General features: G+C 68.9%; 23 protein-coding genes and 1 rRNA gene. 13 read left to right on the forward strand and 11 right to left on the reverse strand.

Features of this window, described 5'->3' with window-relative positions; genetic code table 11:
* Positions 1-85 (forward strand): 5S ribosomal RNA (gene rrf / locus ACIN94_RS17455); the annotation flags it as partial.
* A 130-nt stretch (positions 86-215) separates the two neighbouring features.
* On the opposite strand, the gene ACIN94_RS17460 is transcribed toward rrf, so the two are convergent.
* A complete protein-coding gene (locus tag ACIN94_RS17460; RefSeq protein ID WP_400706664.1) occupies positions 216-683 on the reverse strand; it encodes an Lrp/AsnC family transcriptional regulator in 468 nt (155 codons plus the stop codon).
* Positions 684-803: 120 nt separating this feature from the next.
* On the opposite strand from ACIN94_RS17460, the gene ACIN94_RS17465 reads away from it, so the two are divergent.
* Positions 804-1,691 carry a phenylalanine 4-monooxygenase gene (locus tag ACIN94_RS17465; protein ID WP_400706667.1) on the forward strand — a complete coding sequence of 296 codons (888 nt, stop codon included), beginning with the start codon at positions 804-806 and terminating at the stop codon, positions 1,689-1,691.
* Positions 1,692-1,758: 67 nt separating this feature from the next.
* Here ACIN94_RS17465 and ACIN94_RS17470 read toward each other — a convergent pair whose 3' ends face one another.
* The 6 genes from ACIN94_RS17470 to hisN all read right to left on the reverse strand — a co-directional run bounded on the left by ACIN94_RS17470 (position 1,759) and on the right by hisN (position 7,183).
* Positions 1,759-2,415, reverse strand: a complete 657-nt coding sequence (locus ACIN94_RS17470) for a response regulator transcription factor (RefSeq protein ID WP_400706670.1) — start codon at positions 2,413-2,415, stop codon at positions 1,759-1,761.
* A gap of 86 nt (positions 2,416-2,501) precedes the next feature.
* A complete protein-coding gene (gene pstB, locus ACIN94_RS17475; protein WP_400706673.1) occupies positions 2,502-3,278 on the reverse strand; it encodes a phosphate ABC transporter ATP-binding protein PstB in 777 nt (258 codons plus the stop codon).
* 13 nt (positions 3,279-3,291) lie between these two features.
* Positions 3,292-4,167, reverse strand: a complete 876-nt coding sequence (pstA, locus tag ACIN94_RS17480; RefSeq protein WP_400706676.1) for a phosphate ABC transporter permease PstA — start codon at positions 4,165-4,167, stop codon at positions 3,292-3,294.
* Positions 4,164-5,141, reverse strand: coding sequence for a phosphate ABC transporter permease subunit PstC (pstC, locus tag ACIN94_RS17485; RefSeq protein ID WP_400706679.1), 978 nt, complete (start codon positions 5,139-5,141; stop codon positions 4,164-4,166). The genes pstA and pstC overlap by 4 nt, the downstream gene beginning before the upstream one ends.
* Before the next feature lie 3 nt (positions 5,142-5,144).
* Positions 5,145-6,251 carry a phosphate ABC transporter substrate-binding protein PstS gene (gene pstS, locus ACIN94_RS17490; RefSeq protein WP_400706684.1) on the reverse strand — a complete coding sequence of 369 codons (1,107 nt, stop codon included), beginning with the start codon at positions 6,249-6,251 and terminating at the stop codon, positions 5,145-5,147.
* Between the two features lie 128 nt (positions 6,252-6,379).
* The gene (hisN, locus tag ACIN94_RS17495; protein WP_400706687.1) at positions 6,380-7,183 is read right to left on the reverse strand and encodes a histidinol-phosphatase; all 804 of its coding nucleotides are present in this window, start codon (positions 7,181-7,183) and stop codon (positions 6,380-6,382) included.
* Between the two features lie 141 nt (positions 7,184-7,324).
* Between hisN and ACIN94_RS17500 the strand changes: the two genes are divergently transcribed.
* Complete coding sequence (locus ACIN94_RS17500; protein ID WP_400706690.1) at positions 7,325-7,768, forward strand: DUF4442 domain-containing protein; 444 nt, start codon at positions 7,325-7,327, stop codon at positions 7,766-7,768.
* On the opposite strand, the gene rsgA is transcribed toward ACIN94_RS17500, so the two are convergent.
* A complete protein-coding gene (gene rsgA, locus ACIN94_RS17505) occupies positions 7,765-8,841 on the reverse strand; it encodes a ribosome small subunit-dependent GTPase A (RefSeq protein WP_400707213.1) in 1,077 nt (358 codons plus the stop codon). The genes ACIN94_RS17500 and rsgA overlap by 4 nt on opposite strands.
* Positions 8,842-8,922: 81 nt before the next feature.
* Positions 8,923-10,200 carry a 3-phosphoshikimate 1-carboxyvinyltransferase gene (gene aroA / locus ACIN94_RS17510; protein WP_400706693.1) on the reverse strand — a complete coding sequence of 426 codons (1,278 nt, stop codon included), beginning with the start codon at positions 10,198-10,200 and terminating at the stop codon, positions 8,923-8,925.
* A gap of 59 nt (positions 10,201-10,259) precedes the next feature.
* Here aroA and ACIN94_RS17515 point away from each other — a divergent pair, with 59 nt between their 5' ends.
* Together ACIN94_RS17515 and ACIN94_RS17520 are read left to right on the forward strand one after the other, a co-directional pair.
* Positions 10,260-11,018: an SOS response-associated peptidase gene (locus ACIN94_RS17515; RefSeq protein WP_400706696.1), complete on the forward strand. Its 759-nt coding sequence runs from the start codon at positions 10,260-10,262 to the stop codon at positions 11,016-11,018.
* Positions 11,019-11,196: 178 nt separating this feature from the next.
* Positions 11,197-11,529 carry a TraR/DksA family transcriptional regulator gene (locus ACIN94_RS17520; protein ID WP_400706699.1) on the forward strand — a complete coding sequence of 111 codons (333 nt, stop codon included), beginning with the start codon at positions 11,197-11,199 and terminating at the stop codon, positions 11,527-11,529.
* A gap of 92 nt (positions 11,530-11,621) precedes the next feature.
* Here the strand turns inward: ACIN94_RS17520 and ACIN94_RS17525 are convergent, their stop codons facing one another.
* Positions 11,622-12,362 (reverse strand): class I SAM-dependent methyltransferase, encoded by a 741-nt coding sequence (locus ACIN94_RS17525; RefSeq protein ID WP_400706702.1) that lies wholly within the window; start codon positions 12,360-12,362, stop codon positions 11,622-11,624.
* A gap of 166 nt (positions 12,363-12,528) precedes the next feature.
* Here ACIN94_RS17525 and ACIN94_RS17530 point away from each other — a divergent pair, with 166 nt between their 5' ends.
* The 7 genes from ACIN94_RS17530 (at position 12,529) to ACIN94_RS17560 (ending at position 19,285) form a co-directional block, all read left to right on the forward strand.
* Positions 12,529-13,251, forward strand: a complete 723-nt coding sequence (locus ACIN94_RS17530; RefSeq protein ID WP_400706705.1) for a sigma-70 family RNA polymerase sigma factor — start codon at positions 12,529-12,531, stop codon at positions 13,249-13,251.
* Positions 13,252-13,318: 67 nt separating this feature from the next.
* Positions 13,319-13,585 carry a mycothiol system anti-sigma-R factor gene (gene rsrA / locus ACIN94_RS17535; protein WP_400706708.1) on the forward strand — a complete coding sequence of 89 codons (267 nt, stop codon included), beginning with the start codon at positions 13,319-13,321 and terminating at the stop codon, positions 13,583-13,585.
* Positions 13,586-13,634: 49 nt separating this feature from the next.
* Entirely contained in the window at positions 13,635-14,579 is a 945-nt protein-coding gene (locus tag ACIN94_RS17540) for an NAD-dependent epimerase/dehydratase family protein (protein WP_400706711.1), read from the forward strand.
* A gap of 207 nt (positions 14,580-14,786) precedes the next feature.
* On the forward strand, positions 14,787-16,133 hold the full coding sequence (locus tag ACIN94_RS17545) for an HD-GYP domain-containing protein (RefSeq protein WP_400706714.1): 1,347 nt from the start codon (positions 14,787-14,789) through the stop codon (positions 16,131-16,133).
* A gap of 114 nt (positions 16,134-16,247) precedes the next feature.
* Entirely contained in the window at positions 16,248-17,552 is a 1,305-nt protein-coding gene (locus tag ACIN94_RS17550) for an HD-GYP domain-containing protein (protein WP_400706717.1), read from the forward strand.
* Positions 17,553-17,691: 139 nt separating this feature from the next.
* Positions 17,692-19,023, forward strand: a complete 1,332-nt coding sequence (locus ACIN94_RS17555; RefSeq protein ID WP_400706720.1) for an acetyl/propionyl/methylcrotonyl-CoA carboxylase subunit alpha — start codon at positions 17,692-17,694, stop codon at positions 19,021-19,023.
* A gap of 49 nt (positions 19,024-19,072) precedes the next feature.
* On the forward strand, positions 19,073-19,285 hold the full coding sequence (locus tag ACIN94_RS17560) for a biotin/lipoyl-binding carrier protein (RefSeq protein WP_400706723.1): 213 nt from the start codon (positions 19,073-19,075) through the stop codon (positions 19,283-19,285).
* A 13-nt stretch (positions 19,286-19,298) separates the two neighbouring features.
* Here the strand turns inward: ACIN94_RS17560 and ACIN94_RS17565 are convergent, their stop codons facing one another.
* Positions 19,299-19,679, reverse strand: coding sequence for a thioesterase family protein (locus ACIN94_RS17565; RefSeq protein WP_400706726.1), 381 nt, complete (start codon positions 19,677-19,679; stop codon positions 19,299-19,301).
* A gap of 23 nt (positions 19,680-19,702) precedes the next feature.
* Between ACIN94_RS17565 and ACIN94_RS17570 the strand changes: the two genes are divergently transcribed.
* On the forward strand, positions 19,703-19,885 hold the full coding sequence (locus ACIN94_RS17570; RefSeq protein ID WP_400706729.1) for a hypothetical protein: 183 nt from the start codon (positions 19,703-19,705) through the stop codon (positions 19,883-19,885).
* Positions 19,886-20,085 lie beyond the last annotated feature (200 nt).

The following is a 20,085-nucleotide window of genomic DNA, read 5'->3' on the forward strand; positions in this document are numbered from 1 at the left end:
TTACATTCCGAACCCGGAAGTTAAGCTCTTCAGCGCCGATGGTACTGCACCGGGGACGGTGTGGGAGAGTAGGTCGCCGCCGGACAATCTTTTGGGAAAGGCCACCCCGTTTGGGGTGGCCTTTCCTGTTTTCCGGGTTCTTTTCTCACCTGGGCCGGCCCTCTCTTGGCCCCGGTTTTCTCCTGATCCGGGCCCTCTCGATCAGAGGACGTCGATCAGACTTCCGGGGCGGCGCTGAGCAGAGGTTCGATCCGGAAAGGGATCTGGATCGACAGGGCGATCGTGGTGTCGGTGCGCTGGACCGCGGGTGAGGTCAGGATGCGGGCGATGATCTCCTGGAGCTCCGGCGTGCTACGTGCGACCACGCGGCAGAGCAGATCGGCCTGGCCGCTGGTGCCGTACACCTCCAGAATCTCCGGTACGGACCGCAGTGCCTGCACGGCCTCGGCCAGACGGCCCTGAGCGATCTGCAGGGACACGAAGGCCAGGATCGGGTAGCCAATGCCTTCGGGGGTGACCGTGGGGCCGAAGTCGGCGATGACGCCGCGGGCGGTGAGCTTCTCCACGCGTGCCTGCACGGTGCCCCGGGCCACGCCGAGCAGCCGGGCGAGCTCGGTGAGGCCGATGCGGGGGTGAGCGCGCATGGTCACCAGGAGGCGGCTGTCCAGGTCGTCTATGGGCATCGCATCAGATTAGGCGATACGACCAGTTGATCGCAGCATCAACGGTGCAGATATGGGCAGATCGCGCAGTAAAACTGCTCGCTCTTGCCAATCATTCCTGGAATTGCTGTCATTTCATGCATGTTCGAGGAAGCACAGTACTTCGCGCCGGTGGCGACCCGTGATGATGGCACCGTTGAGGTTGAGCTCGCTACGAGCCATCCGGGCTTCGCCGATCCGGTCTACCGGCTCCGGCGCAACACGATCGCCGCGCTCGCGATGGGACACGTGCCCGGCACGCCGATCCCCACGGCTGAGTACACCAGCCAGGAACACGAGGTCTGGGCCCTGGTCAGCCGGGAACTGGCGATCAAGCACCGTAAGTACGCGACCGTGGAATACCTGGACGCGGCCGAGCGACTGGGTCTGCCGGCCGACCGGATCCCCCAGCTTCAGGAGGTCAGTGAGCTGCTGCAGCCGCTGACCGGGTTCCGCTATCTCCCCGCCGCGGGGCTGGTGCCTCTCCGGGACTTCTACGGCGTGCTGGCGGACGGCTTCTTCCACTCCACGCAGTACATCCGGCACCACTCCACGCCGCTCTACACGCCGGAACCGGACGTGATCCACGAGGTGATCGGGCACGCCAACGCTCTTGCCTCCGATCGTTACGCGCGGCTCTACAGGCTGGCCGGAAGCGCGGCACGGCGGGTCGAGAGCGACCAGGCGCTGGAGTTCATCTCCAAGGTCTTCTGGTTCACGCTGGAGTTCGGGGTGATGACCGACCAGAAGGAGCTGCGGGCGTACGGCGCGGGCATCCTGTCCTCCTACGGGGAGATCGAGGAGTTCCAGAGCATGGACATCCGGCCTCTGGACCTCGCCGCCATGGGCACGACCCACTACGACATCACGAAATACCAGGATGTTCTCTTCCGGGCGGAGTCGCTGGAGCACCTCGAAGACGTGGTCGGAGAGTTCTGGGCGACCTGTGACGACGAGAGCATCGCCCGTCTGGCCGCCTGCGCCCGTTAGGCCGGGGAGGGCGGCCAGGGGCGTCCTGGCCGCCCTCACGGGTAGGTGAGGGCGCGCGGAGCGCGGGTCAGGGCCTCTTGTCGACCAGCCGGTAACCGATCCCGCGCACGGTCTGGATCAGTTGGTCGTTGTTGTCGCCAAGGCGGGTACGCAGGCGTTTGACGTGTACCGCGATCGTGTTGGTCGAGGTGGTGTCGGTGGAGTTCCAGACGTGTCGCATGATCTGCTCACGGGTGACCGTGCGGTGGGCGTTGCGCATCAGGTAGTGCAGCAGTTCGAACTCGCGTAGCGGCAGGTGGACGATGTGCCCCCCGACCTTCACCTGGTAGGCGTCCATGTCGAGTTCGATCTCGCCGACCACGAGCGTCCGGTGCGTCCCGGCCTCGCCGGAGAACGCCGCCTGCACCAGGGACAGGAGTTCGGGGACCCGGTACGGCCGGGCCACACACGCGGTGGCCCCGGCCGTGAGCGCCTGGACGGCCTGTTCCGCATGGTCCTCGCCCACGCCCAGCAGGACGGGAACCACCCGCGTGAGCCGTACGGCGCGGATGAACTCGACCGCGCCGATGACCGGCAGCGAGGCGCTGATGAGCACGACGTCAGGCCGGAGCGCTCCGGCCTGCAGAAGGGCCTGGGCGCCGTCGGTGACGCCCCTGACCGCGACGCCGTCGCGTCCGAGGGCGTCGGCCAGGTCCTGGACCAGGGCCGATTCTGGATCGGCCACCAGAAGCAGGGGCGCCGTCCGAGTGTCCCCATTCACCTCGGGTGCCGACTGCGGCTGGATCACCCAGGTCCTCCAAAGCGATCGATTTATCCGAAACGACCGGTGATGTAGTCCTCGGTCGCCTGCTGGCTGGGGTTGGTGAAGATGCGCGAGGTGTCGTCCATCTCGATGACGCGGCCCGGCTGACCCTGTCCCGCCAGGTTGAAGAAGGCGGTGCGGTCGCTCACCCGCGCGGCCTGCTGCATGTTGTGCGTCACGATGATGATCGTGAACCGGCTCTTCAGCTGGGACATCAGGTCCTCGATCGCCAGGGTGGAGAGCGGGTCCAGGGCGGAGCACGGCTCGTCCATCAGGAGGACCTCGGGCTTGACCGCGATGGCCCGGGCGATGCACAGGCGCTGCTGCTGGCCACCGGAGAGTCCGGCACCGGGCTTGTTGAGGCGGTCCTTGACCTCGTTCCAGAGGTTGGCGCCCCTCAGCGACTCCTCGACGATGCCGTCGACCGTGGACTTGGCGTGCTTCCCGTTGAGCCGGAGGCCGGCCGCCACGTTCTCGTAGATCGACATCGTGGGGAACGGGTTGGGACGCTGGAAGACCATGCCGATCATCCGCCGCACCGACACCGGCTCGACGTCGGCGGCGTAGAGGTCCTCCCCGTCGAGCAGGACCTTGCCCTCCACGCGTGCGCCGGGGATGACCTCGTGCATGCGGTTCAGGGTCCGGAGGAACGTCGACTTGCCGCATCCGGAGGGGCCGATGAAGGCGGTGACCGACTGCGGCTCGATCGTCATCGAGATGTCCTCGATCGCCTTGTGTTTCCCGTAGTACGCGTCAAGGCCGGAGACCTGGATCTGCTGGCTCATTTCGACGTTCCTCCTATCGGTTCCTGGCCGGCGAGCGCCACCAGCCGATGAGGCGTGCTGCCAGGTTGAGCAGCATGACGATCAGAATGAGCGTGAGCGCTCCGGCCCACGCGCGGTCGACGGCGGCGTCGGTCGGACGGGCCGCCTGGTCGAAGACGTAGAGCGGCAACCCCATCTGCGGCCCGTTGAGGGGGTCGCTGTTGATGGAGTCGGTGAAGAAGACCGTGAGCAGGAGCGGAGCCGTCTCTCCCGCGACACGCGCGATGGCGAGCATGACGCCGGTGACGATGCCAGTGAAGGAGGTGGGCAGGACGATACTGATGATCGTCCGCCACTTCGGCACCCCCAGCGCGTAGGAGGCCTCCCGCAGGTCGTTCGGGACCAGGCGGAGCATCTCCTCGGCGGAGCGGACCACCGTCGGCATCATCAGGATCGACAGGGCCAGTGCGCCGGCGAAACCGGAGAACGGCATGCCCAGGGCCAGGATCCAGAAGGCCAGGATGAACAGGCCGGTGACCACCGAGGGGATGCCTGTCATGACGTCCACGAAGAAGCTGATCGCCCGGCTCAGCTTGGTGCCCTGGCCGTACTCCACGAGGTAGATCGCGGTGAGCAGGCCGATGGGGATCGAGATGGCCGAGGCCATCAGGACCTGCTCCAGGGTGCCGAGAATGGCGTGGTAGGCGCCGCCTCCCACGTCCCTGGCGCCGATGTTGCGCATGGAGTGCGTCAGGAACTCCATGTCGAACCGCGCGAGACCATTTTTGATCACCATCCAGAGGACCGCGACCAGCGGTACCACGGCGATGGCGAACGACAGGTAGACAAGCGACTGGACGATCCGGTCCTTGAGCCGCCTGCCGGTTGAGATGCGCTGGATCGCGGTCATGCGGCGGCTCCGGAGAACTCCTTGCGGCGGGCGACGATGAGACGGGCCACCATGTTCACGAGCAACGTGATGACGAACAGCACCAGGCCCGACGCGATCAGCGCGCCGCGTCCGATCGGAGTGGCCTCGCCGAACCCGTTGGCGATGTTGGCGGCGATGCTGTTGCCCTGGGGGGTCAGGATCTCGAAGCTGATGCCGAACGTCGCGGGGAAGATGAGCGCGACCGCGATGGTCTCTCCCATGGCCCGGCCGAGGCCGAGCATGGCCGCGCTGACGACGCCGGGACGGCCGAACGGCAGGACCGCCATTTTGATCACTTCCCAGCGGGTCGCGCCAAGGGCCAGCGCCGCCTCCTCGTGCATTCTGGGCGCCTGGAGGAACACCTCACGGGAGATCGCCGCGATAATCGGCAGGATCATGACCGCGAGCACGAGGGAGGCCGTCAGCATCGAGCGGCCCGCGACGATATCGCCGCCGAACAGCGGGATGAAGCCCAGATACTCGTTGAGGAACTCCGAGGGCCCCTGCATGAACGGGACGAGGAAGACGACTCCCCACAGGCCGTAGACCACGCTGGGGACGGCGGCCAGCAGGTCGATGACGTAGCCCAGGACTCCGGCCAGGCGCCGGGGCGCGTAGTGGGAGATGAAGAGCGCCACCCCGACGGCGACCGGAACCGCCATGATCAGCGCGAGGGTCGCGCTGATCACGGTGCCGAACGCCAGGGCCGCGATGCCGAAGGACTGGCTGCCGTTCGGCTCCCAGGTGAGGGTGGTGAAGAAGCTCCCCTTGTTGGCCTGCAGGGCGGGGATGGCTTCGATGACGAGGAAGACGGCGATGGCCGCCATGATCGCCAGCAGGGAGATTCCGGCGGCTGTGGAGGCGTAGCGGAAAAGTACTTCACCTCGGCTGCGCCGAGAGGCGGATCGGCTGAGAGCCGATCCGCCTTCGCGGGTATGGACGGGAGCCACCATGAATTAGGAGATCGCCTCGATGGCGGTCCGGACCTTGGCGAGCACCGTCGCCGGCAGCGGGGCGTAGCCCAGGCCGGTCAACGCCTGCTGGCCCTCGTCGCCGGCGGTGTAGCCGAGGAAGGACTTCACCAGCTTGGCCTCTTCGGGCGCCAGGCCCTTCTCGCAGGTGATCTCGTAGGTCACCAGGACGATGGGGTAGGCGCCGGCGGCCTTGGTGGCGTAGTCGATGCTCAGCTTGAGGTCGTTGCCCTCGCCGACGATCTCGGCGGCCTCGACCGTCTTGGCCGCGCTCTCCGGGGTCAGCTCCACGAACTCGCCGGAGCCGTTGGCGACCTTGGCCTTGGCCAGGCTGGAGTTCTCGGCGTAGGAGAGCTCGACGTAGCTGATCGCGCCGGGGGTGCTCTTGACGGACTGCGCGATGCCGTCGGAGCCCTTGGCGCCCTGGCCCTTGGCCTCGGCCGGCCACGCCTTGGCGGCCTCGTACGGCCAGTCGGCGGTCTTGGACAGGAACTTGGTGAAGTTGTCGCTGGTGCCCGACTCGTCCGAGCGGTGGAACGCCTGGATCGGGGTCGAGGGGAGCGTGGCGTCCGGGTTGTCAGCCTTGATCGCCTCGTCGTCCCACTTGGTGATCTTGCTGTCGAAGATGCCGCCGATGGTCTTGGGGGAGAGCTGCAGCCCCTCGACGCCGGGGAGGTTGTAGACGACGGCCACCGGGCCGGTCACCATCGGAATGTTGATGGCCTTGCCGGTCTTGCAACGGGCGTCCGCCTCGGCGGGCTCGCCCTTGTCGTCCTTGAGGGCCGAGTCGGAGCCGGCGAACGCGACCGTGCCCTGGATGAACGCCTGGACACCGGCGCCGGAACCGCTGGGCTGGTAGTTGACGCTCACGCCCGCGTTGGCCTGCTGGAAGTTCTTCTTCCACTCGTCAATGGCGTTCGCCTGCGCCGAGGAGCCCGCCGCGTTGATCGTGCCGCTGAGACCGGCGTCCGACCCGGCTGAGGACGCCGCCGGGGAGGCGTCGGTGCTGGCGTTGTTGCTATCGGTGCCGCACGCAGCGAGCGAGAGCGCGCCGACGAGGGTGACCGCGGCGAGCCGGCCTGCATACTTCACGGTTGGGTTCCTCCCACTAAGTCCTTCAACACTCTCGACAGTAGGGAGGCGAGATGACTCAGAACCTGTGGGAAGGTGAACGGAAAGTGAATGCCTCCGGTCGCGATCGCGGCACTCACCTGGGGGGTTTACACGGGGAGGGTGAGCGGCCCCCCGCCGAGGCGTTTGAGGACCTCGCTGTGTAGCGAGCCGTTGGTGCACACCAGGCTGCCCCCGTCGAGGTCGGGCACCCCGGACAGGTCGGTCCAGATGCCGCCGGCCTCCTCGACGATCACGGTCAGCGCCGCGATGTCCCAGGGAGAGAGCTCGGGCTCGGCCGACAGGTCGACCGAGCCTTCAGCGACCATCATGTGCGACCAGAAGTCGCCGTAGGCGCGGCTGCGCCAGACCGACCGGTTCAGGTCGACGAACTCGTTGAGCTTCCCGGCCTCCTCCCAGCCGCCGAGGCTGGAGTAGGAGAACGAGGCGTCCTCCAGCCGGGTGACGGAGGAGACCCGGCAGCGGGTGGCCTTGGTCAGGCTCTTGCCGGTCCACGCGCCGCTGTCGCGGGCGGCCCACCAGCGGCGGCCGAGCGCGGGGGCCGAGACCAGGCCGACGACGACCCGTCCCTGGTCCATCAGCGCGATGAGTGTGGCCCAGACGGGGACGCCGCGTACGTAGTTCTTGGTCCCGTCGATCGGGTCGATCACCCACGAGCGCGCGCCGTAGCCGGTCTTGCCGAACTCCTCGCCGATCACCGCGTCACGGTGACGGGCCCGGCTGAGCGTGCCCCGGATCGACTCCTCGACCGCCCGGTCGGCGTCGCTTACCGGGGTGAGGTCTGGTTTGGTGTCGACCCGGAGGTCTGTGGCCTTGAATCGGCGCATGGTCAGATCGTCGGCGGCGTCGGCCATGACGTGCGCGAGGCGCAGGTCGTCGTTGTAACCCGTCACGGGAGGTAACGCTATCGCCTCAGAGGGGGGTTACAGGAGAGCGGGGAACAAGCCGGGGAATTGTGTCGCGTCCCGTCAGTCGACCGGATAGGGCGCAAATCCTCTGCCCAGCCAGAGTTACCGGCGAGTAGCATTCGGGGCATGACCTTTGACGTGGGTGCCTTCATGCTGCAGAGCGTTCCCTTCGCGCGGACGCTGGACATCTCCTTCGACAGAGTGGAGCCGGGGCTCGCGGTGGCTCGCATGCCCGACCGCGCCGACCTGCACAACCACGTGGGCGGTCCGCACGCGGGAGCACTGTTCAGCCTCGCCGAGTCCGCCTCCGGCGCCGCGATGCTGTCCGCCTTCGGCGACCAGCTTTCGCGGGCGACCCCGCTGGCCGCGGACGCGGCCATCCGCTACGTGAAACTCGCGAGGGGCGAGGCCGTCGCCGAGGCCCGCCTGCGCGCCTCCCGCGAGGAGGTCGTGGCCAAGCTGGACGCCGGCGAGCGCCCGGAGTTCGAGGTCGCCGTCGACATCAGGACCGCCGACGGCGCGCTGGTCTCCGAGATGACCGTCACCTGGACGCTCCGGCCCAACCGTTAGACGTCGTCGGAAGTGCCCTCGCGGGTGTCGTCGGGGGCACCTTCGCGGCTGGCGAGCAGGCGGCGCAGGGAGACGAGCCTGGCGGGGTCAGCGTGGCCGGCCGCCACCCAGGCGTCGAGGACGCACTCCTCGCTGAGATGGCTGCATCCCTTGGGACAGCCGACCGTGCCCTCGACGAGGTCGGGGAAACCGGCCAGGACGGTCTCCACCGAGACGTGGGCCAGGCCGAAGCTGCGCACGCCCGGGGTGTCGATGATCCAGCCGCCCTCGGGAAGCTCCAGCGCCACTGCCGAGGTGGAGGTGTGACGGCCCCGCCCGGTCACCGCGTTGACGTGGGAGACGGCCCGGTTGGCATGCGGGACCAGGGCGTTGACCAGGGTCGACTTGCCCACGCCAGAGTGGCCGACCAGCACGCTGATCCGGCCGTTCAGGCGTTCCCTGACCTCCTCCAGGGTGCCGCCCTTCTGGAGCACGACGTACGGCACGCCGAGGGGCTCGTAGAGGGAGACCAGCTCCTCGGGCGAGGCGAGGTCGGACTTGGTGAGGCAGAGCATCGGCTCGATGTCGGCGTCGAAGGCGGCCACCAGCATCCGGTCGATCATGCGAGGGCGGGGCGGCGGGTCGGCCAGGGCCGTCACGATCACGAGCTGGTCGGCGTTGGCGACCACGGGCCGCTCGATGCCGTCGGTGTTGTCGGTGTCGTCGGCGGAGCGGCGGAGCATCGAGACACGGGGCTCCACGCGGACGACGCGGGCCAGCGTGTCGGACGCGCCGGACACATCACCCACCAGGGCCACCCGGTCGCCCACCACGATCCCCTTACGGCCGAGCTCGCGGGCCTTCATGGCCACCACGACCCGGCCGTTCATCGCGGCGCCCTCCCACTGGTCCTTCTTGCGGCGGCGGCCCTTCTCTCCCGTCGACTCCACCAGGCACGTGTAGCGGCCCCGGTCGACCGCCACCACGAACCCCTGGACCGCGTTCTCGTGCGCAGGACGGATACGGGTCCGGGGCCGGGAACCCTTCCCCGGCCTGACCCTGACGTCGTCCTCGTCGTATTCGCGCTTTCTCAGCTTCTCTGCCTCGATCTTTCCTTGTCCGAACGGTCGTCCGCCACTATCGGGCGTCTGCGAGGCGCACCGGCCGGTAACCCGTCACCGCGCGCCATCCAGCATGTCCGCCCACATGGAGGCGAACTCGGGAAGAGTCTTACCCGTGGTGGCGATGTTCTCCACTTCGACCCCCGGCACGGCCAGGCCGATCACCGCGCCGGCGGTGGCCATCCGATGGTCGTCGTAGGTGTGGAACACCCCTCCGGTGAGCGGGCGCGGCCGGATCTCCAGGCCGTCCTCGGTCTCGTTCGCGTCCCCGCCGAGGCCGTTGATCTCGGCGACCAGCGCGGCCAGCCGGTCGGTCTCGTGCCCGCGGATGTGGGCGACGCCGCTGATCCGGCTGGGGGAGTCGGCGAGAGCGGCGAGAGCGGCGATCGTCGGGGTCAGTTCGGCGACGTCGCGCAGGTCCGCCTCGATGCCGTTGACGCGCCCCGTCCCGGTGACCACCAGTCCGCTGGGTGTGTGCTCGACGGAGGCGCCCATGTCCGCCAGCAGCTGCCGGAGCTGATCACCCGGCTGGGTCGTCTCCGCGGGCCAGCCGGGGACGGTGACCGTGCCGCCGGTGACCATCGCGGCGGAGAGGAACGGCGCCGCGTTGGACAGGTCGGGCTCCACGGTGAAGTCCCTGGCGCCGATCGGGCCGGCCTCGACCCGCCAGACGCCGGGTTCGGAGTCGTCGACCCGGACGCCGAACGCGCGCAGCATCTGAACGGTCATCCGGATGTGCGGCTGCGACGGGATGGGCGGCCCGACGTGCCGTACCGTCACGCCTTTCTCGAACCGGGCCGCGGTCAGCAGCAGGCCGGAGAGGAACTGGGAGGACCCGGACGCGTCGAGCGTGACCTCCCCGCCGGTCAGCGGGCCCCGGACGGTGAACGGCAGCGCGTCGCCCTTCACCTCGGCGCCGAGGGTGCGCAGCGCGCCCAGGATCGTGCTCATCGGGCGTTTGCGCGCGTGCGGATCACCGTCGAAGAACACCTCGCCGTCGCCCAGCGCCGCCATTGGCGGCACGAACCGCATCACCGTGCCCGCGAGCCCCACGTCGATCCGCGTCCCGCCGGTGACCGGACCGGGGGTGATCGCCCAGTCGACGCTGGAGGCGCTCTCGTCGGAGGGGGTCAGCGTGGCGCCGAGCGCCCGCAGCGCCTCCACCATCAGGTCGGCGTCCCGGCTGCGCAGTGCCCGCCGTACCGTGCCCGGGCCGTCGGCCAGCGCGGCGAGCAGCAGCGCGCGATTGGTCACGGACTTCGAGCCGGGCAGGTTGACGGCCGCACGGACGGGTTCGGTCACGGTCGGTGCGGGCCACAGCGGAGCGGACATGTGCAAAAGCCTACCGGGGTGGTACCCCTGCGCCTCCGGACGCGTGGCAGGGTGGTGACATGTGCGGGAGATACGCGTCTGCGCGGAACAAGCAGGAGTTGCTTGAGGAGTTCGAGGTCGAGGTCGACGGGGCCGAGGAGGAACTCGCGCCCGACTACAACGTCGCCCCGACCAAACCGGTCTACGCGGTGATGAGCCGGGTGCCGAGGGCCAATCCGGAGGGCCGGGCGGTCCGGCAGCTCCGGGTGCTCCGCTGGGGCCTGGTCCCCGCCTGGGCGAAGGATCCGTCCATCGGCTCGAAGATGATCAACGCGCGGGTGGAGACGGTGGCCGAGAAGCCGTCCTACCGTAAGGCGTTCGCCGAGCGCCGGTGCCTGCTGCCCGCGGACGGCTACTTCGAATGGGCCGTGCGGGACGACGCGGGGACGGGCGGGAAGCCGAAGAAACAGCCCTACTTCATCCGGCCGGCCGACGGCGGGGTCATGGCCATGGCGGGGCTGTACGAATTCTGGCGGGACCGGGGCCGGCCCGATGACGATCCGCTCGCGTGGCTGGTGACCTGCACGGTCATCACCACCTCCGCGCTGGACGAGGCCGGTACGGTCCACGACCGGATGCCGATGCTGATCGAGCGAGACCGCTGGGCGGAGTGGCTCGATCCCGGGGTGCCCGACGCGCGGGACTTCCTGGTCCCGGCCGGTTCCACCGGGCTGAAGGCGTATCCGGTCTCCACCGCGGTGAACTCGGTACGGAACAACGGCCCGGAGCTCATCGAGCCGATGAAGGTGGAGGATGGTGACGGACAGGCCCTCTTCTGAGAGCGCTCCGTAACCAAAGGCACCCCTTAACCGGTGTAAAACCAGCATCAAGTGGGCATTCGCTGAGAAAGGCGATACCTCTACATGGGGGTCGCTCTACAGACCCATTCCCTTTCGTGCCTGGCGGGAGAAGCGGGGAACCCCCTCACAGGCCGCCTCACTCTGTGGAGGTGCGTCCGTGAACGCCGCGACCGCGCGTATGCGCCTGGAGAGCATGCTGGCCGAGCTCGACCGGTCCATCGATGTCCTGCGAAGAGATCCCCTGGCAGGGCAGGACCGATCCGCGGCGGACGCCGGATCGGTCCTGACGGACGCGGATCGCAACCGGGCCATGCTGGAGGTGGCCACCCGGCACCGCCGCTCGGTGCTTGAGGCGCTCAGGCGGCTGGACGAGGGGCTCTACGGTCTCTGTGCGGACTGCGGCGGCCCCGTGCCGGAGGGCAGGCTCGAAGCACGTCCCGAGGCTGTCCGCTGCGTGCGGTGCCAGTCGGAACGCGAGCGCAGGCACTGACTCCGGACGCGTTGGGCCTCACCGGCCGCGGGCGCTCGCGGCCGGGCGGACGCCCCACGGGCCGGTGGTCGCGAGGGGCGGTGTGGCGGGCCTCACCGGCGGCGGGCGCTCGCGATCAGGTGGATGCCCACGGTGTCGTCGTCGTCCGGGTGGGCCTCCAGCTCGGTGTTGACCAGCCAGGTGAGCGCACGTGAGTCGGAGGCCAGCACGTGGTCGACCGTGGATGGTGACAGCACCGTGCGGGGCCGTATCCACTCGACCTCCAGACCGGCCTCGGTGATCAGGTCGCGGAGCTGGCCGCTGCTGAAGCACCGGGTGATGCTCCCGTCCGGCCAGGGCACGAGCATGACCTCGCCGGTCTGGCGCAGATGGGCCCAGTAGTTCTGCTCGGCGAGGATCGCCATTCCCAGGACCAGGGAGTCGACGCAGATCAGCGCCCGGCCGCCTGGGCGCAGCACCCGGGCGACGTCGCCGATCGCGGACTCGGCCATGAGCTCCACCGACATCGCGCGTTCCTCGGCGAGCACGGCGTCCACGCTGCGGTCGGGGAGAAAGCGCAGATCGTCGGCGCGGACCTGGCGGACCCTCTCAGTGATGTGCGGCAGTGGGTGGCCTTCCACGGTGCGGCGGAAGTCGACCACCTCCAGCACCCGGTGCCCGGCCTTGGCGGCCTGAGCCGACCAGCTGCCTCTGCCGCCGGACAGGTCGAGGATGGTGGAAGGGCTCTCCGGCAGCCATCGGTTCAGCTGCTCGGCCGCGACCGCGCGATAAAAGGTCCAGTACGGCCCGAGCGTTCCTGCGCCGTTCAGCTCTTCGGCCGGGATGGGCAGCACAAGCGGCTCCTGGCGTCGGGGTATCCGGTGGTCTACAGCTACCTGCCGGTACGTATGTTTTTCCCCGTACCGGGTCCTTCGTCACCTTCTATCTTGTGGGAACAGATGGACCACCGGGCGTGTTGCAAGCGGACAACGCACGATCCTTTCGGAGGTTGGCAAGCCAATGCTCGCGTTGATCGAACCCGTCACCCGCCCCGGTGAGCGGACCTTCCCCGATGAGCGGGTATCCTCCGCTCAGTACGGAGTCCCGCGTCAGCAGGACTCCGGCGATCTTAAGGGGGTGGGTCCGGTCCCTGCGACAGACGAGGAGACTCTGGAGCAGCGGAGCATGCGGTTCGAGCGGGATGTGATGCCCTACCTCGACCAGCTCTACTCCGCCGCGCTTCGGATGACCCGGAACCCAGCGGATGCCGAAGACCTCCTTCAGGAGACCTTTGCCAAGGCCTTCGCGTCCTTCCACCAGTTCCAGGAAGGCACGAACCTCAAGGCCTGGCTGTATCGCATTCTTACCAACACCTTCATCAACAGCTATCGCAAGAAGCAGCGGGAGCCCAAGCAGTCGGGTGCCGAGGAGATCGAGGACTGGCAGCTCGCCAGGGCCGAGTCGCACACCTCGTCCGGGCTGAAGTCCGCGGAGATCGAGGCGCTGGAGCACCTCCCCGACAGTGACGTGAAGCAGGCGCTCGCCGCACTCCCCGAGGAGTTCCGCATCGCCGTCTACCTCGCCGATGTGGAGGGTTTCCCCTACAAGGAGATCGCCGGCATCATGGGCACCCCCATCGGGACCGTGATGTCGCGGCTCCACCGGGGCCGCCGCCAGTTGCGGACGCACCTCGAGGACTACGCCCGCGAGCGTGGCCTGGTTCCCGCGGAGGACGCGAAGTGAGCGAGCGAGCCGACAGCAACCGCGGGCGTGGGCACACCGGTCCGGTGACCTGGGGCGGGGTGATCGCATGAGCTGTGGAGAGCCCCACGCCACCGACTGCCGCGAGGTCCTGGAGAAGGTCTACACCTACCTTGACGGTGAGCTGGACGATAACAACTGCGTCGAAATCCGGCGGCACCTGGACGAGTGCGGTCCCTGTCTGGAGGAGTACGGCCTGGAGCAGGTCGTCAAGCAGCTCGTCGCCAAGCACTGTGGCTGTGACCGCGCCTCGGACGAACTACGTGCCAAGGTGCTCAGCAGGATCGAACAGGTCCGCTCCGAGCTGACCGGCTGACCTCCTAGGATTTCTCGTACGGCCATGGCCATACGAGCTGGGGGACAGCATGCGCATACTCGTCACCGGTGGAGCGGGATTCATCGGATCCAATCTGGTGGACCGGCTGCTGGCGGACGGTCACGAGGTCATGGCCGTGGATGACCTGTCCAGCGGAGACCGTGGCAATCTCGTCGCCGCGGTACGGAGCCCGCGATTCAGGCTGCACGAGATGGATATCCGTGAACCCGCGCTGGCCGGCCTGGCCGCCGAGTGGAGGCCCGAGGTCATCTGCCATCTCGCCGCGCAGATCAGTGTGCGTAAGAGCGTGGCCGACCCCGTTCACGACGCCCGGCTGAACGTCGAGGGCACCGCCTCCGTTCTCACCGCCGCCCACAGCGGCGGTACCCGCAAGGTGGTCTTCGCCTCCTCGGTCGCCGTATACGGCAGGCCCGCGACCCTCCCGATCTCCGGGGACGCGGCGACCGACCCGCGCTCGCCGTACGCGGCCTCCAAGCTCAGCGCGGAGACCTACCTGGCCGCCTTCAAGGCGCTCCACGGCATCGACTACACCACGCTGGTGCTCTCCAACGTCTACGGCCCGCGCCAGTCGCCCGACGGTGAGGCGGGAGTGGTGGCCATCTTCACCGCCGCCCTGCTCAACGGCACCCCCACGGTGCTGTACGGCGACGGGACCCAGACGCGCGACTACATCTTCGTCGACGACGTGGTGGACGGCTTCGTCCGCGCCTGCGGAGACGCCGGCAACGGCCGCCGGTTCAATCTGGGGACCGGGGTGGAGACCACCGACCGCGAACTCCACACCCTGGTGGCCGAGGCCGCCGGCGCGGCGGACGGGCCGGCCAGCGCGGAGACGCGCCCGGGCGACCTTCCGGCGATGGCCGTCGATCCGGCCCCCGCGTTCGAAGGGCTGGGCTGGCGCCCTCAGACGGATCTGGTCACCGGGCTGAAGACCACCATCGACTGGGCGAGGGCGCGGCTGGCCGCCCGCTGACCGCCGGCGATGTGATGGCATGTGGTGATGAGTTGGTTACGCTTTGCTCGCGATTTCTGATCCTTGCCTCCGGGACGGCTCCGTTTCTGTAGCCTGAGCCACGAAAAGGACATGGAGGCAGCGCATGTTGATGGAAACGGTCAACCCGGACTGTCCGGGGATCTCCTGGACCTGAGCACGCGCCCGTAGGACCCAAGGGTGGCCGCTTTGCGTGGACTGCCATGGTTTGCAAAGGTCTACCTTGTCGCTGTGATCGGCGTCGCGTTCGCGTTGCTCGGACACAGCGTTGTGGTGAGTGGTCGCCTCGGGCAGCTTGACCGGTCGAACCTGCTTGTACTGGCACTGTTGTTCCTGGTGTGCGAGTCGGTGCCGACTCTGCTCAACGTCAAGCAGGCGGCGGTGTCGGTCAGCTTCTCGGCCGTGCTCGCGGCGGTGGTGCTCGTCGGCCCGGAGGGGGCGGCGCTGGTCGGCATGACGGCCGTCTTCAGCGTGCGGCCTGGCCTGCCGCCGGTGAAGCGGCTGTTCAACGGCGCCCAGTTCGCCGTCTGCGGTTACGCCGCCGGTCAGGCCTACGAGTGGCTGGGGGGAAGGGTCGGCCTGCCGACGATCGCCGGGTTCGACGACCTGATCGTGCCGTTCGCGGGTGCGGCGGCGGTCTTCGTTCCGCTCAACTCCCTCCTGATCGCGATCGTGCTCGCGCTCACCGGCCAGGCCGACCAGGTGCCGCTGCGGGGGCTGGCCCAGTTCATGGTCTCCTACCTGGGTTATGCCACCTTCGGCCTGCTGATCGCCGGGCTGTGGGCGACGGTCAACTCGATCTCCGCGGTGCTCGTGCTGCTCCCGCTGTTCGTCGCCCGCTGGGCCTTCGGCCAGTATCTCGCTCAGCAGCGCTCCTACGACGCCACGATCGCCGCGCTCTGCCAGGCCGTGGAGACCAAGGACTACTACACCCGTGGCCACTGCACCCGCGTCTCGCTGGCCTCTGGCATGATCGCCCAGGAGATCGGCATGGGGCCCGAGCGGCTGCGGGCGATCCGTTACGCGGGGATGCTGCACGACGTGGGCAAGCTGGGTGTGCCGACCAAGGTGCTGCAGAAGGACGGGCCGCTCACCGAGGAGGAGTTCGCCGCCATCCAGCTCCACCCGATGCGCGGATTGGAGATCGTGCGTGGCATCGACTTCCTGGACGAGGCGTTCGCCGGGATCATGCATCACCACGAGCGGCAGGACGGCAGGGGATACCCGATGGGGCTGGCAGGGGACGAGGTGCCGGAGTTCGCCCGGATCATCGCGGTGGCCGACGCCTTCGACTCGATGACCTCCGACCGTTCCTACCGGGGCGCCCGGCCGGTGGAGGTGGCCATGACCGAGCTCCGCAAGGGAGCGGGCACCCAGTTCGACCCGGTGATGGTCACGGCGTTCATCAAGGCCGTCGACCGTGACGGCTGGGAGCCTCCGCGCAGGGTCATCACACCCCCGGCCGACGAGGCGGAGACCGCCACCAAGGACCACGACGACCCGACCACGCCCATCCAGGTGGTGTCGGAGCGGTGAGCCGCCGAGCGAGCGGAGCGAGTGAGAAGGCGAGCGCGACCATGGGTACGGAGCGGTGAGCCGCCGAGCGAGCGGAGCGAGTGAGAAGGCGAGCGCGACCATGGACGCGGAGCGGTGAGCCGTCCCGCCTCCGCGGCGCGGCCGTTCCAGCGGCTCGACTCGGGCCAGCTCCTGCTGATCTGCACGACGGGGCTGCTGGCGGTGGCGGGGGTGGCGCACACCGTCGCCGTCGGAATCCTCGCCCCGGAGGTCGCCATCGGCTTCGGCGCGCTGATCGCGGCGGGGGAACTGGCCAGGCTGACGATGCCGGGCAACCGGGAGGTGGCGCCGATCGGCGCGGCCGCCGCGATCGGCTACACCCTTCTGCTGGATATGGGCGACGTCCCGGTGCGGCACTCGGCGTTCCAGGTCATCGCGGTGCTGACGGTCGGCATGGCCGCCGGCGCGCTGCCGCATCTGGCGGTGGGCCGTCCGCCCAGGCTGGATGCGATGGCCCGCAGGTTGCTGACGGGCGCGCTGCTGGCCCTGGCCTACCGGCCGCTGGCGGGGTGGCTGTCCGATCTGACGGAGGGGCCCGAGGGGAGCTGGTGGCCGGCGCTCGGAGTGATGGCCGTGCTCATCCTGGCCATGGCTCTGGTGGATGTGGTGCTGGCCGCCGTGCTCCGGGCCGAGCAGGTGCGCGCCGCCTTCGGCGTGGCGTTCCACGACGAGGTGCGGATGGCCGCGCCGCTGTGGGCCGCCGTCGCAGCCTCCGGCATCCTGCTCGCTCTCGCCTCGCACAGCATGAGCATGGCGGCGCTGCTGGTCTTCGCCGCGCCGCTGCTGGTCACCCAGGTCGCGTTCCGGAAGTACGCCGGTATCCGGGCCACCTACCTCCAGACGGTCCGGGCGCTGTCCCGGGTCACGGAGGTCGGCGGTTACGTCGAGCCGGGGCACTCGCGCCGGGTGAGCCGTCTGGCGGTCGCGGTGGGGCGGGAACTCGGCCTGGCCGAGCCCGAGCTGCTGGAGCTTGAGTACGCCGCGCTCATGCACGACATCGGCCAGCTCTCGCTGCGCGACCCGATCCCGGGCGGCGCCACGGTGCTGACCGAACCCGAGCAGGCCCGGCGGATCGCCGAGCTCGGCGCGGAGGTGATCCGGCAGACCGGGGTGCTGGACCGGGTGGCCGAGATCGTCCGCCGTCAGTGCGATCCCTGCGCCGAGACACCGCCGCTGGCCAGCCGCATCATCAAGGTGACCAACGCCTATGACGACCTGGTCGGCGGCTCCACTGACCGGGACCGTGCCGGAGCCGCCCTCGAACGGCTCTGCCTCAGCGCCGGCGGGGAATATGATCCAGAAGTCGTCGGGGCCATGGCCCGCGTCATCGACAGGCTGACTCCGGCGCTCCGGTTCCGAGGGAGCTCCCTCGGCTCCTGAGAGGTTCTTCCGAACGGGCTCCGACCGGGCGCGGTTGTGGGTTTCCTACAGATCGTCCTGTCCTGATCGGTGGTTTCGGGCGAAGGGTTGGATCCGGACCCCGGCCGTAGGGTGGAGCGGTCGAAAGGGGCCCACGAACGTGTTCGAGTCTGTTCTGGTAGCGAACCGTGGCGAAATCGCCCGGCGAATCATCCGCACGGTCCAGCGCATGGGACTGCGAGCCGTCGCGGTGTACTCCGAGGCCGACGCGGACCTGCCGTTCGTGCGGGAGGCGGACGAGGCGATCCTGCTGGGCCCGGCCAATCCGGCGCAGAGCTATCTCAACGCCGCCGAGGTGCTTGAGGCCGCTCGCGTATCGGGCGCCCAGGCTGTTCACCCGGGCTACGGGTTCTTCTCGGAGAACGCCGGATTCGCCCGGGCTGTCATCGACGCGGGCCTGATCTGGATCGGCCCCTCGCCCGAGGCGATCGAGCGGATGGGCGACAAGATCAACGCTAGGAACCTGATGGAGGCGGCGGGCGTGCCCGTGGCCGCCGGGACCCGCGAGCCGGTCACCGGCCTGGAGGAGGCCGTGGTGGCCGCCGCCGGGATCGGTTATCCGGTCATGGTCAAGACGGCGGGCGGGGGCGGCGGCATCGGCATGGGCGTCGCCCGTGACGAGGCCGGACTGGCCAAGGCGTTCGAGCAGGCGTCCAGGGCCGCCTCGCGGTTCGGCGGGACGCCCGCGATCCTGCTGGAGCGCTACATCGAGCGTGCCCGTCATGTCGAGGTGCAGATCCTCGGCCTCGCGGACGGCACGGTCGTCGCGCTGGGCGAGCGTGACTGCTCGGTGCAGCGCCGCCACCAGAAGGTCGTGGAGGAGACGCCCTCCCCCGGTGTCACCCCGGAGCTGCGTGAGCGCATGCTGGCGGCGGCCGTGCGCGCGGGCGAGGCCGTCGGATATCTCGGCGCCGGAACCGTGGAGTGCCTGGTGGACGCCGACAGGCAGGACTTCGTGTTCCTGGAGATGAACACCCGCCTCCAGGTGGAGCACCCGGTGACCGAGCTCGTCACCGGCGTGGACCTCGTCGAGCAGCAGCTGCTGATCGCGGCGGGTGAGAAGACGGAGCTGCCGTCGGCCGCACACGGTCACGCGATCGAGTTCCGCGTCTACGCCGAGGACCCCAAGCGGTTCTTCCCGGGGCCGGGGAAGATCGACATCTGGGTGGAGCCGTCCGGTGAGGGTGTCCGGGTGGACTCCGGCTATATGGGCGGGAACACGGTCACGCCGTTCTACGACCCGCTCATGGCCAAGTTGTGCGTGTTCGGGGAGACGCGGGCCGAGGCGCTGGAGCGCGCCCGGCAGGCCGTGGCGGACTTCGAGGTCGTTGGCCCCAAGAACAACCTGCCGTTCTGCGCGGAGCTGCTGGAGCACCCCGAGTTCGTCGGCGGGAACTATGACACCGGCCTTGTGACCCGGATGAGGGCGTGAGCGGGCAGGTCTGGCACAGTTGGATCACAGCGATTGATGGGAGTGTCCGGTGGCTGAAGTACGCGCCGAGATGGTGGCTAATGTCTGGAAAGTCTTGGTAGCGCAGGGTGACACCGTCGAGGACGGCGACACCCTGGTCATCCTTGAGTCGATGAAGATGGAGATCCCGGTCATCGCCGAGGACGACGGGGTGGTCGCCGAGCTCAAGGTCGCCGAGGGCGACGTCATCCAGGAGGGTGACCTCATCGCCGTCATCGAGTAGCCCGGCTGGCCGGTCAGCGGTGGAGCTTGGCGAGGAAACGTCCGCGGTCGACGACCACACGCTCGATCGTGCCGGCCGCGACCGTGGTGTGCCGGTCGCGGGCGGTGAAGGTGAAGACCAGCCGGCGACCGTCGACCTCGGTGAGTTCGGCGGTGATCTCGACGTGGGTGCCGACCGGGCTGGCCGCCAGGTGTTCCAGGACGACCTTGGTGCCCACGGAGGTCTGGCCGGGCTCCAGGGCGCCGGTCACCGCCTGGACGGTGGCCTGTTCGGCGAGGGCCAGCACGCGGGGGGTGGCCAGCACGGGAACGTCTCCGCTGCCGACCTTCGCCGCGGTGTCCCCCCTCTCGACCATGATGAGAAGTTGCGCGCGCAGACCGGGAGTGAGCGTCATGGGCGCCAGCATAGGGTGATCCCGTGACCTCCTACTGCGATCACTGTGGCGGCCCGGCCGAGGAGGGCGACCACGCGAGCTGCCTCGCCGCGCGGGCGATGGAGCCGCCGCGCTACTGTGCCCGCTGCCGTCGCCGGATGGTGGTTCAGGTGACCCCCGGCGGCTGGTCGGCGTGCTGCGTGGAACACGGCCCGCTGAGTGGCTGAGATCAATGGCCCTGGTGATAAAAAGGTGCAACCTATACAAGCACGCTCAAAGCGCTGAGTTTTGTGCGATGCTACGGCACGCACCCTGTCTGTGAGGCATCCGGCTCCGCAGGGGCTTGTTACGTTGCCGTGACGTCGGTGCGATACAAATCCGCTTTGTTGGAGAGCCCTGGGGCGAGAACGGAGAGGGTTACGGGGGA

Origin of the sequence: Streptosporangium sp. NPDC087985, assembly GCF_044741965.1 — a bacterium.
Classification (GTDB): Bacteria; Actinomycetota; Actinomycetes; order Streptosporangiales; family Streptosporangiaceae; genus Streptosporangium.